The 11,836-nt window shown below is 64.4% G+C and carries 9 protein-coding genes and 1 pseudogene; 2 read left to right on the top strand and 8 right to left on the bottom strand.

Features of this window, described 5'->3' with window-relative positions:
* Window positions 1-7 precede the first annotated feature (7 nt).
* Window positions 8-703: a GntR family transcriptional regulator gene (locus ACZ46K_RS11515; RefSeq protein WP_054806995.1), complete on the top strand. Its 696-nt coding sequence runs from the start codon at window positions 8-10 to the stop codon at window positions 701-703.
* Window positions 704-745: 42 nt separating this feature from the next.
* On the opposite strand, the gene ACZ46K_RS11510 is transcribed toward ACZ46K_RS11515, so the two are convergent.
* The 8 genes from ACZ46K_RS11510 to ACZ46K_RS11475 all read right to left on the bottom strand — a co-directional run bounded on the left by ACZ46K_RS11510 (window position 746) and on the right by ACZ46K_RS11475 (window position 10,561).
* Window positions 746-2,041: an FAD-dependent oxidoreductase gene (locus tag ACZ46K_RS11510; protein WP_054806996.1), complete on the bottom strand. Its 1,296-nt coding sequence runs from the start codon at window positions 2,039-2,041 to the stop codon at window positions 746-748.
* A complete protein-coding gene (locus ACZ46K_RS11505; RefSeq protein ID WP_054806997.1) occupies window positions 2,028-2,348 on the bottom strand; it encodes a 2Fe-2S iron-sulfur cluster-binding protein in 321 nt (106 codons plus the stop codon). The genes ACZ46K_RS11510 and ACZ46K_RS11505 overlap by 14 nt, the downstream gene beginning before the upstream one ends.
* A gap of 9 nt (window positions 2,349-2,357) precedes the next feature.
* Window positions 2,358-3,608, bottom strand: a complete 1,251-nt coding sequence (locus ACZ46K_RS11500) for a cytochrome P450 (RefSeq protein WP_054806998.1) — start codon at window positions 3,606-3,608, stop codon at window positions 2,358-2,360.
* A 42-nt stretch (window positions 3,609-3,650) separates the two neighbouring features.
* Complete coding sequence (locus ACZ46K_RS11495) at window positions 3,651-4,559, bottom strand: SDR family NAD(P)-dependent oxidoreductase (protein WP_464748323.1); 909 nt, start codon at window positions 4,557-4,559, stop codon at window positions 3,651-3,653.
* 34 nt (window positions 4,560-4,593) lie between these two features.
* Window positions 4,594-5,541, bottom strand: coding sequence for an SMP-30/gluconolactonase/LRE family protein (locus ACZ46K_RS11490; RefSeq protein WP_054806999.1), 948 nt, complete (start codon window positions 5,539-5,541; stop codon window positions 4,594-4,596).
* Window positions 5,542-5,739: 198 nt separating this feature from the next.
* Window positions 5,740-6,486: an ABC transporter ATP-binding protein gene (locus ACZ46K_RS11485; protein ID WP_054807000.1), complete on the bottom strand. Its 747-nt coding sequence runs from the start codon at window positions 6,484-6,486 to the stop codon at window positions 5,740-5,742.
* Window positions 6,483-9,281, bottom strand: coding sequence for an ABC transporter permease subunit (locus ACZ46K_RS11480; protein ID WP_464748321.1), 2,799 nt, complete (start codon window positions 9,279-9,281; stop codon window positions 6,483-6,485). Before ACZ46K_RS11480 ends, ACZ46K_RS11485 begins: the two co-directional genes overlap by 4 nt.
* A gap of 32 nt (window positions 9,282-9,313) precedes the next feature.
* Window positions 9,314-10,561: an ABC transporter substrate-binding protein gene (locus ACZ46K_RS11475; protein WP_054809958.1), complete on the bottom strand. Its 1,248-nt coding sequence runs from the start codon at window positions 10,559-10,561 to the stop codon at window positions 9,314-9,316.
* Window positions 10,562-10,911: 350 nt separating this feature from the next.
* Here ACZ46K_RS11475 and ACZ46K_RS11470 point away from each other — a divergent pair.
* Window positions 10,912-11,716 (top strand): annotated as a pseudogene (locus ACZ46K_RS11470) (SDR family NAD(P)-dependent oxidoreductase).
* Window positions 11,717-11,836: the final 120 nt, after the last annotated feature.

Here is an 11,836-nt window from a genome sequence, read left to right as displayed (position 1 = left end):
GACGAAGGTGAACCGACGAGCTACACCGGCAGGCCGGCAGCGCGACTCGTCCGTCCGTGACGCCGATTGGGTGGGCACGGAGATCGAGCGGATGATCGTCACCGGTGATCTGCTTCCCGGCCAGCCGGTCCGGCAGGAATTGATGGCCGAACGGCTCGGTGTCAGTCGTCTCCCGATCCGGGAAGCGCTGAGCCGGCTGGCGTCACAGGGACTTGTCGAACACCGTCGAAACGTCGGATACGCGATCGTCAGACTCGAGCAGTCGGAGTTCGACCAGATCTATCTGATGCGGAACGTCCTCGAACGCGAGGTCCTCGCTTCCCTGCCCGCATTCGACGACGACGCTCTCACCGAGATCCGCGCGCTGGGCGACCGTGTTTCCGAAGCGGCGGAACGCGCCGACCTTCTGGAGATGCGTCTGGCGAACCAGGAGTTCCATTTCGCAATGTTCGACCGCTCGCCCCTGGGTCTGGTGGTGACGGAGATCCGTCGTCTGTGGCGGCTGGCAATGCCCTACCACGCCGCGTACCTCTTCGATGCCGAAGTGCGACGACGGGTCGTGGCCGAACACGAGGCCATGATCGATGCGCTTGCCCACCACGACAACGAGCGCCTGATCGCGCTGATGGACGAGCATCGACGCGGTGGCGAGGCAGGCGCGAGCATGCTGCTGCGCAATACGAACAGCACCGGAGCGCCATGAGCCGGCACAGCACCGTCGGTGCTGTGCCGGCTCATCGAGTTCTCACGCGGAACGGACCGCGGACAACAGCTTCTTCAGCGGAGCCGACGTGTCCGCCAGCATTTCTCGCGACGGCCGGAAGCCGCGCGCTAACGCGGATCGTAACGCCACGAAGTCGGCCGGTGCATTGACACATTCGGCAGCGACGAGTACATCGTCCTCGAAGTAGAGGGCGACGCGACGCGACGGCTTGCTCGGATCCGTCCGAACCATCGTGTCGGTGTGCGCCTTCACCAATCCGACGATCTGCAACTTCCATGGGCCCTGGTCCGACCAGAACCACGGACAGGGCCGATCGGGCACCACGCTGCCGACCAGGGTGGCCGCTGCGATGTTGGCCTGTTCGGTTGCGTTGTCGACGGATTCGAGGCGAACCCGACCGCCGCCACGGGATTCCTGCACGGTGCAGTCCCCGATGGCAAGAATTCGACCATCTGAGGTCACACACTGTTCGTCGACGACGACACCGCGTTCGCACTCGAGACCGAGTTGCTCGGCGAGTTCCGTCCGGGGCTCCGCACCGACACCTACGAGCACTGACGCTGCGGGGATCTGGCGACCGTCGGCGAGTCGGACCGCGCGGATCCGGTCGCCGTCGACGACGATCTCCGTGGGCGTCGCCCCGAGAAGTACATCGACACCCATCTCATGGTGCGCCGCGAGCAGGAACTCGGCGGTTCCCGGCCCGACGGAACGGCCCATCAGCTGCGGGCCCGCCTCCACCACCGTGACGGCCGTGCCCAGACCTCGGAGAGTGGCGGCCACCTCGAGCCCGATGAAGCCACCGCCGATCACCACCACCGGTCCGGCCCCGACACGCTCCGCCATGCGCTGGGCATGGTCGAGTTCGCGCAGCACCAGGACGTCGCGATGGCCGGAACCGGGGATGTCCAAGCGACGTGCGCGTGCACCGGTGGCGAGCACCAGACGATCGAAAGCCCTTGTGCTGTGCTCTCCGTGGGAGTCACATACGTGTAGGACGAGACCTCCGCTCTCGCGGTCGATGTGGTGGACCGCCGTACCGCGGAGCAGTTCGATACCGTTCCCCACGTAGTGGTCCGCGGCGCGCAATACCAGCGAGTCCGACCCCGCAGCGCCTTTCAGCCACGCTTTCGACAACGGCGGACGCTGGTATGGCAGATGCGTCTCGTCGCTGATCAACGTCAGACTGCCGGTATACCCGCCGAGCCTGAGCCGATCCGCCAGGTGCACCGCCGCGTGTGAGGCACCGACGACCGCCACACTGCGTGGTGGACCTCCACTGCCCGATGCGGGTTCGGCGAACTCACGTCTGTTCATCGGGGACCGTCACGTGAAGGTCGATGCCCTCGCAGAGAATCAGCTGGCACGACAACCGCGACGAATCCTCTCGATCACTGGCCGTGCAGTCCAGCATGTCGTCCTCGTCCTCCGACGGAGGATCGAAATGCTGCTGATCGTCGTCGGCGAGGTAGACGTGGCATGTCGCGCACGACAGCGAGCCGCCGCATTGCCCAACGATTCCTGCGACACCGTTGCGGACGGCCGTCGACATGACGGAGTCTCCGGCCGTACCGTCGATCACTCGTTCTGTTCCGTCGGGCTGCGAATAGAAGACCTTGGGCATGTCGATTCCCTACCAGGTGACGGGAAGATCGACGATGGGAAGGGTGAGGTTGTCGTTGTCCACGACGGCCTCGCCGGCCAGTGTGAGGCCCGGAAGTCGCTTGAACAACTCGGTGATCGCGACCTGCATCTCCATCCGCGCGAGCGGGGCGCCGAGGCAGTGATGCAAGCCGTAGCTCAGAGTCAGTTGCGGATTGTTCTTCCTGCGCACGTCGAACTTGCCGGCGTCCTCGAGCGCGATGCCGTCGTGGTTGACTGCGGCCGGGTCCACCAGCACAGCCTCGCCCTCGGCGATGATCTGACCATCGATCTCCACGTCCGCTGTGGCCACGAACGGAACCAGACCACCACCACCCGCGACGGTGTCGTAGATGGCCATGCGACCGTTTCGGAGGATCTCCTCGACGGCGGTGGGCGCCACCGTGTCGACGTCCTCGAGAAGGACCTCCAACTGGTCGGGGTGACGCAGCAGCGACAGCACACCTGAACAGATGAAGTTCGCAGTGTTGTCGAAGCCCGCGACGATCAGAATCATCGCGATAGGCAGGATCTCACCGTCGGTGAGAGAATCGTCCTTGTCCGGTGCGTTGGCGAGATCGCTGAGAAGATCCTCGCGGGGATTCTTGCGACGGTCCTCGATGAGAGCGGTCAGATACATGAAGAGCTCGGTCATGTTCTGCACGACCTCGTCCTCGGGCATGTTCGCCACCGCGAGCGTGGCCGCACTCCACTTCTGGAACTTCGGCCGATCCTCCGGGGGAACTCCGAGTAGGTTCGACAGCATCTGGATCGGCAACGCTACGGCGTAGTCACTCACCAGGTTCGCTGACGCACCCTTCGCGATCATCTCGTCGATCAGCTGGTTGGCGAACTCGACAGCCGATTCCCGCATGGCACGCACACGCTTCGGGGAAATCGACTTCTGCACGAGCTTGCGGAGCTTGGTGTGGTGCGGCGGATCCTCGAACTGGATCGTCGACTTCAGGAAGTCCGGGAACTCCACGAAGTAGGGCACGGCTCGCTCACCGGTACGGAAGGGTCCCCGGACGAAGCGGGGATCGCTGAGCATTTCTCGCGCCGCGGCATTGCGGTGGATGACCCAGACATCGCCGCCGATCGGCATCGTCATCTTGGTCATCGGCCGATCGGCCGAGATCGCGATATACCGCTGGACGGCCTCGTTCGACGGGACGGCGGCGAAGGGATAGGAGGTATCGACCGTCTGATCGGCGGTATTCGTGGATGTTTCCGTTGAGCTCACTGTAATTCTCCTGGGGCTGAACCGGTGTCGTCAGGATGCTGCTCAGGACGAGGCGGGAACCTCGGCCGGTGCGACGACCTGCGGCATGGCATCGGGACTGATCGCCATGATCTCGTCGAAGCGTTCGGCGACGGTGTCGACCGTCAGCGAGGGATCATGGATGCCGACCGTATTGACGAGTGCAAGCCGGTTGACGATTCCACCGGCCACGTTGAAGACCTCACCGGTGACTGTGCAGTCCGGGTGGACGAGGTAGGCAGCGACCGGTGCGACGTGCTCCGGGCGCAGCTGGGTACGCATGTACTCCATAACCTCCGGGGAAAGACTGTCGGCAGAGGCTTCGGCCATACGGGTCCCCGCGCCGGGGGCGATGGCATTGACCATCACACCCGCGGCCAGACCCTCGACAGCGAGGTTGCGGGTCAGACCGAACAATGCTCCCTTCGATCCGCCGTAGTGCGACATGTCCGGATTACCCAGCATCGCTTGCGAAATGGTGTTCACCACACGACCGGCCGGCGACTTCAACAGGTGCGGCCACGCCGCGCGGCACACTCGCAGCGCACCGAAGTAGTGGACGTCGAGGTGCCGCTGATACTCCTCGTAGGGAACTTCGTCGAACCGTGCGGTGCGGACGATACCGGCATTGTTGATCACCGCATCCAACTGTCCGAACTCCGAGAGTGCTGCGTCGACCAGTGCGTTGGCGCCCTCTTCGGTGGCGACGTCGGCCGAGCACGCGACAGCGCGCCCACCCGCCGCGGTGATCGCCTCGACAACCTCGCTTGCGGGGTCGTCACCTTCGGTTCCGGAACCGTCGATGGTGGCGCCGAGATCACCGACCACCACGGCGGCACCAAGGGAGGCCAGCAGTTCGGCGTGCGCTCGGCCGATACCGCGGCCCGCCCCGGTGATCACGACCACGCGGTCGCTGAAATCCAGTGTTGTCATGAGATGTCCTCGAATGTGGAGTGGATGATGCGTATCAGGGGCGGGTGTCGCCGCCGCGCGTCGAGACATCGGCAACCCAGATGGTGCCCTGCGCCTCTCGGGCGGACTTCTCGAAGTCGAAGACCTCGACGCCGACCGTCATGTAGAGCGTCGAGCGATCGGGTCCGCCGAGCAAGCATGCCGACGCGACACCGTTCTCCAAGGGCAGCGGAATCGCATCCGTCATGCCGTCCTCGGTGAACCGGGCCACGTAGCCGCTTCCGGGCATCGCCGCCCACACGCCGCCGTCCTCGTCGAGGCCGATGCCATCGGGCATGAAGGGGCACGTGGCGAACGGGCGAGGGTTGGAAAGCGATCCGTCGGCGGCACGGTCGATGACCGTGATCTTCTGCGCCATCACCTCAGCGGTGAAAACCTTGGTTCCGTCCGCGCTGATCGCGATGCCGTTGGCGCACAACAACGGACCCACCTGGTCCGCCGTGGAGGCGGTGCCGTCGGGTTCGACGACGATGATCGGAGACGGCACCGGATCCTGGCCTGCGAAGAGGTCGAAGCCGAGCTGAGTGACGTAGGCGCGTCCGTCTGCATCGACGACCATGTCGTTGATCGCGGCCTGCGCGAACTCGGAGACGTCCACGAGAACTTCGAGATCATCAGGGCCGTTTCCCCCGTGCACGAGGACGAGCTTTTCGTGCATGGACGTGACGATGAGTCGTCCGTCCGGAAGCCATCCGAATCCTCCGAGCGTGATCGGCACGTCGGTTCCGGCGCGGCGACCCGACGCGTCGACTACGACTGTCGCGTTCCCGTCCGCGTCCAAGGTCCTCAGCGTCGCGGTGTACATGTCGGTGAACCAGAACGTGTCGTTATGCCAGCGCGGGCACTCGGGCCATGAGAAACCGCTCGAGATCTTGCGGGGTTCGATGACGCGCGCGCCCGCTTCGGCGACGGCGGCAGCAGTGTCGGCAACTACGTTGGTCATGTCGAGCCTTCCAGTGAGGGAGACCGGGCGCTGATGTCCACGGTGTCGTGTGCGGGCGTGACGACGGCCGAAGGGCCGTGAACTATGTCACAACAACTGTCATGAGGGACCATATGTTTCGAAAAATGCCGTGGGAGGAGGCCTCCCGCTGAGCGGTCAGCTTCCTGCTCTGCGGCTTCGGACATGTAGACGCGCTGTCTACGGCACTCCTCCGACCTCGGTGCGGGCCATGGCCGTGTCCCCGAGATAGGCCCGTTCGATCAAGCCGGGGTCTCGTCCGAGGGAGTCGGCCGAGTCGGCCAACACAACCGAACCGTGCACCAGCACGGCAGCACGGTCAGCGACTTCGAGGGCGAGGCGAACGTGCTGCTCGACGAGAACGACAGACATCTCCCGTTCCTCGACCAACCGTCGTAGCACCGACAGGATCTCGTCGGCGATCACCGGAGCCAGACCCATGCTCATTTCGTCGATCAGCAGTACTTTCGGTCGTTGCAGAATTGCCCGTCCGATGGCGAGCATCTGCTGTTCACCGCCCGAAAGGCGGCCCGCGGCGACACGGAGTCGTTTCTCCAACGCCGGGAAGTATCCGAGTACCTCGTCGACAGCATCGGATCGGCGACGCCGCTCATGTACTGCAAGACGGAGATTGCCGATCGTGCTCAATTCCCGGAAGAGTGCACGGTCGTCCGGGACGAGCACCATGCCGGACCGCACGGCGTCACGTGGACGGCCTGCGGCGACGGCCGCCCCGTCCACGATCACCTCGCCGCCGAACCGGGGCAACAGACCCGCGAGGGACAGCAACAGTGTCGTCTTTCCCGCTCCATTGGGCCCCAGCAGGCAGGTGATCGTTCCCTTCTCCACCTCGAGGTCCACGCCCCGGACGCACGGCCGCTGAGAGAAGTAACCCGTCGAGAGGTTCCGAATCGTCAGTCCGTTCACGAGAGCGCCTCCTGTGCATCATGGGTGGGTGCGGCCGCGAGTTCGGGAATTGCGTCGTGCCCAGGATCTACCCGATCGGCCGGGAGTCCCAGATAGGCGCTGATCACGCGTTCGTCGGCCCGGACCTCCTCGGGAGTGCCACAGGCCACCACTCGTCCGAGATCGAGAACGACGACACGATCACAGATGGTGAGGACCAGTTCCATGTCGTGATCAACGAGGAGGATCGACGTACCCGCCTCGCGTGCGGCGCGGAGGCGGTCGCCGAGCCAGCGGCTCTCCGAGCTGTCGAGGCCCGCCGCCGGCTCGTCGAGAAGGGCCACCTTCGGCGACGAGACCAGCACGCGGGCGACCGACACCAACTGACGCCTGCCCTGCGAGAGGGTCGCCACTTCGGCATCCGCGACATCGCCGAGCCCCACGGTGTCGAGGACCATGTGCACCCGTTCCGCGACCGCGGTTGCGGAGGACTCCTCGCCTCGGGGCCCACCCACGGTCACGTTCTCGACGACCGACAGGTCGTCGTACAGCTCGACGTCCTGGAAACTGCGGCCGAGCCCACGCCGGCTGAGTCGGTACGGTCGTAGGCTGCTGACGTCCACTCCATCCAGGACGACTACCCCGGTTGCTGGCGCGAAACCGGTGATCGCGTCGATGACGGTGGTCTTTCCTGCGCCGTTCGGCCCGATGAGTCCGACGATCTCCCCGGCCCGAACATCGAATGTGACGTCCGACGCCGCTTCTACCGCACCGTATTTCACGCTGAGTCCCTGCACGGACAGAAGTGGAGCTCCCACTGTGGACGACTGCGCGTGCGCGACTGCCGGTTCGGCCACCCGAACGTCCGGTGTTGTGCTGGCCGGCGATTTTCTCACAGACGGCCACGGGATCCGGGGCAGCTTCCCTGCAATTCCGTCCGGATTGACCATGATTGTGACAATCAGCAGGATTCCGCTGATCACCGCGTAGTAGTCACCGATGTGCAGGAATCGGTCGACGAACAGGAACAGCAGACCGCCCGGCGCGATGATCCCGGCCACGATGGCGCCCGTGACGGAGGTGATACCGGCGATGTACATGATCGCGAACAGAGTGATTCCGAGGAACACGGTGAACGGTTCTGGCGTCGCCAGCGTCTGCTGGTATGCCATGAGCGACCCGGCAAGTCCGGCGAGGAATGCGCCGATGGCAAATGCCGCCAGCTTGGTACGGGGGACATTGATTCCAGATGCCGCAGCAGACCGCTCATTCGCTCGGACGGCGAGCATGTCGGTTCCCAGACGGCTGCGCCGCAGCCCAGCCACGCCCAGAGCCACAGCGACGAGCACCGCCAGACACATCAGGGCGAAGGCCAGACGTGGATAGCCCTCCCCCGCACCTATTCCTAGATCGATGCCGAACACTCGCGGTGTATCCACCGGGGCGCCCGCGACACCACCGTTGAGTTGAGGGTTTCGGAACCAGAAGGCTTCGAAGAACACTGCCAGCGCAAGCGTGACCACCGTGAGGGGCAGCCCCCGCACCCTGAGCGCGGGCAAACCGATCACGATTCCGATCACCATCGCGAACAGTGCGCCGATGAGCGGAGCGAACGGGAACGGGATACCGAGATGCGTGTTGAGCACGCTGACCGAGTAGGCGCCCACTCCAGCGAGGGTGAGCTGTGCCAACGACACCTGCCCGGTGTACCCGGTCACCACCACTTGTGACAGCGCGATCACCGCAAAGATGATGCTCGTGATGATCGCGGCACGGTAACTGCCGCCGGTGACCATCAGTGCGACGACGGCGACCGCGACAGCCAGGAGCGCGGGGGCGACGATCCGCTCGGGACGCGGGGCGTGGCCGAGTCGTTGCCGGACGATGCTGCCACGGTCGGGTAGCGGCCGTCCCTTGAAGACCAGGAAGACGAGGATCAGCAACAGCGGGATCGCCTCGGCCATACCTGCGCGCGGGAACCAGTCGAAGGTCGCCTGCAGGTTCGTGGTCTCGGCCTGCAACGCACCGATCGCGATGCCGGCGACCACGGTCAGCCAGATCGAACGGAAGTTCCCCACGAGAGTCGCAGCGAGTGCGGGAACGATGAACATGGAGTACGCAACGGGATTCAGAGCCACGATCGGCGCAATGAGAATGCCACCGAGGCCGGCCACCACCGACGACAGCGCCCAATTGCTGAACGCGATCCGGTCCGGTGACAGCCCCGTCAGATAGGCGCCTTTCTCCGACTCGGCCGCTGCCTCCGTCGCGGTTCCGAAGCGAGTGAACCGGAACACCAGCGTAGCCACCAGAGCGATCGCGACGATGGTGACAGCCAACCAGATCCGGTCCGTCGGCGCCTGCATGGAACCGATGGCGATGCTGTCGAGAGCGAAGATCGGTTCTACCGCGACGATCTCGGTGCCGACGCGCAAGGCGATCAACGCCTGTAGCACGATCATCAGGCCGATAGAGGCCACGGCCTTGGCGATCACCGGCGCGTGACGAAGCGGCCGGAAGATCAGGGCATAGAAGAGAATTCCGAGCAGCGCCGCGATCACGAGCGACACGGCCATGGCCGGGGCAACCCCGAGCGGTCCACCGAGATCGACCGTTCGGGGGAGCCCCGGTATCGGGACCATCAGCTCACCCGTACGCAACAGCGCGTAGGTGTAGGCGGTGTAGAGAGCCACGGCGCCGGTGGCGAAGTTGACGACGCCGGAACTCTTGAACGTCATCACGAGCGCCAGCCCGATGGCGGCGTACACGGCTCCGTTGCCGAGGCCCAGCACGAGATACGCAAGATGGTCGGTCATATTGCTTCCTTGTGAGATTCTGGCCGGGGCCCTCAGCCCGTAACCGTCAGGTTCTCGGGGATTCCCTGATCGTTGATCTCACCGATCAGCATCTGCGAGGAGCAGATCGACGGCATCATCGGGAATGCAGTTCCGTTGCAGGTGAAGGTGATTCCACCGCCGGCGGGCATTTCCACGTTCTGAGCTGTCCGCAGGGCCTCACGGATGGATGTGGCGTCCACTGCGCCGGTGATGCTGTCCGTTGCACCGGCGAGCGCCATCACCGTCTGATAGCCGGTCGAGCCGTATCCGGTCGGCGACAGGTCGGGGGCGTACTCCGCCAGAATCGAGCGGAACAACACCGTGTCCGGCCGGTCGGACAAGGCGTCGGTCGCGGTGATACCGATATTGCCTTGCACATTGTCGATCCCGATCGCCTTGACGACGTTCTCTTCCAGGCAGGTCGGGATCAACACCTTCGTCACTGTCGGTGCGGTCGTCTGAACCGCCTTCAGTACCGAAGTGCAGGTGGCGGCATCACCGATGAAGCTGACTCCGTCGGGGTTGCTCGTCAGACCCGACGTGACGACCGGTGTGGGGTCCGGAATCCCGAGTGCGACCGGAACCACCTCGAGTTCGACACCGAAGCCTTCGAAGATCGGTTTGCCCATCTGGTCGATCATCGCCGCGATTCCACCACCGTCGCTGGCGAACATCGTGAACGTGGACATGCCTTCCTGCTGCGCAGCCGTGGCGGCTGCCGTCAGAGTTCCCGGAAGACCTGCGGACAGCGATGCGACGTCGGGTGAGGTCAGTTCGATCGGGGCGACACCGTTGAGCGTGACGTACGGGATGCCGGCACCGATGACAATCGGAACGATGGCGGGTCCCATGGACGTTCCCGGCGACAGCACGGCTGCAACGTCCTGTTCGACGAACTGGTTCGCGCAGGCCGTCGCCGACGTCGGCTCCTCCTGCTGCTTGCAAACGACGAGATCGACGGGCCGTCCCGCAAGTCCGCCACCGTTGTTGTTGAGGTATTCGACCGCTGCTTCGGCTCCCTCGCGCATCTCCGGCAGTGATACCGCTGCACCGCCCTCGGTCGAGACGAACCCGATTTTCACCGGGTCGCCACTCGCCTGATCGCTCGGCAAGTCCGAGGTGGACCCGGCTGCAGCGGCCGGTGTGTCGTCTTGCGGTTCGTCGGTGGCGCATGCCGCAAGGCCGAACGTGCCTGCGATCAGCAGTGCACTCGCTCCGGCAATTGTCCGGAACTGTCGATTCCGACCGTTCGAGTTCATACGGGGACTCCTTCAACGATGGTGATGACCGACGAAAGGAGACGTCGGGCACAGTTTCCCAAGTTAAGTGATTCGCATCACTTCTGACGGGCGCTGAATTATGTATGCGCGTCCGGACGTGCTGGGCGGGTACCTCCCGTTGAACGGGAGGGTCATTGCGAGGAGTCGGCCGCACAGTAGCGGCGGAGTTCGTCGGCCGGATCGCCAGAAGGCGCAGGATCCGGTGCAATGGCCCATTCAGTGGGAGGTTCGGATTCATATCCCTCGACCGGGGCGCCATCCTGGGCGGCGTCGGGACTCTTCCCGGCCCGTTCGGTAGGGCGGGTCTTCGAGAATGGGAGTTCATTCGAATGGCACAGCTTCAGCGTTACGACGGCCGTCGTGTCCTGATCACCGGTGGTGGTTCCGGCATCGGTCAGGCGAGCGTATTACGCATACTCGACGAAGGTGGAAGCGTCGTCGCCGCCGATATCAGCGAAGCCGGACTGCAGGACACGCTTGCGAAGGCTCCCGATGCCGGAAATCGTCTGGGCACCGTCGTCATGGATGTCGGGAACGAGGAATCGGTGCGCCGTGGCGTCACCGACGCGGTACAGCGCCTGGGGGCCTCGACACCGTGGTCAATGCAGCGGGTGTGCTGCGGTCAGCGCATTTCGAGCAGACGACACTGGCCGAATTCGAACAGGTGCTGCGGATCAATCTCGTGGGCACATTCCTCGTGACGAGGGAGTCGATCGCCGCGTTGCGTATCGGGACGAGCCGGCGGTGGTCAATTTCAGTTCCACGTCGGCGATGTTCGCCCATCCGTACATGTCGGCCTACGCCGCCTCCAAGGGCGGCATCCAGTCGATGACCCACGCTCTGGCCCTGGAATTCAGCAGGGAGGGAATACGTTTCAACGCGGTACAGCCGGGCTCGATCTCCTCAGGTATGACCGACAGCACCGGCGAGGCCAAGCAGAGTACCGGCCCCGGCCTGCCTGCGGACGCGGATTTCACCCTTTTCACCAAGCTCTCCCCGTCATTACCTCTCCCCGAAGGCGCGATCTTCGCCGGGCCCGATTCGGTGGCCTCGGTAGTCGCGATGCTCGGCTCTCCCGACGCGTACTTCATCACCGGGACCGAGGTCCGCGTCGACGGCGGCTCACACATGTGACCACCCTGGCGAGCCGTCCTGGCTACCACGAATAGCTGGGCTCAGCAAGGGTCTATGGCAAAACGCAATGGGGGATACTGTGAATCGATTGATGAACCATGTCCGGTCGCGGTCAGTAAA

This window comes from Rhodococcus sp. JCM 9793, from assembly GCF_055380405.1.
This window is presented reverse-complemented; position numbering and strand designations above follow the sequence as displayed.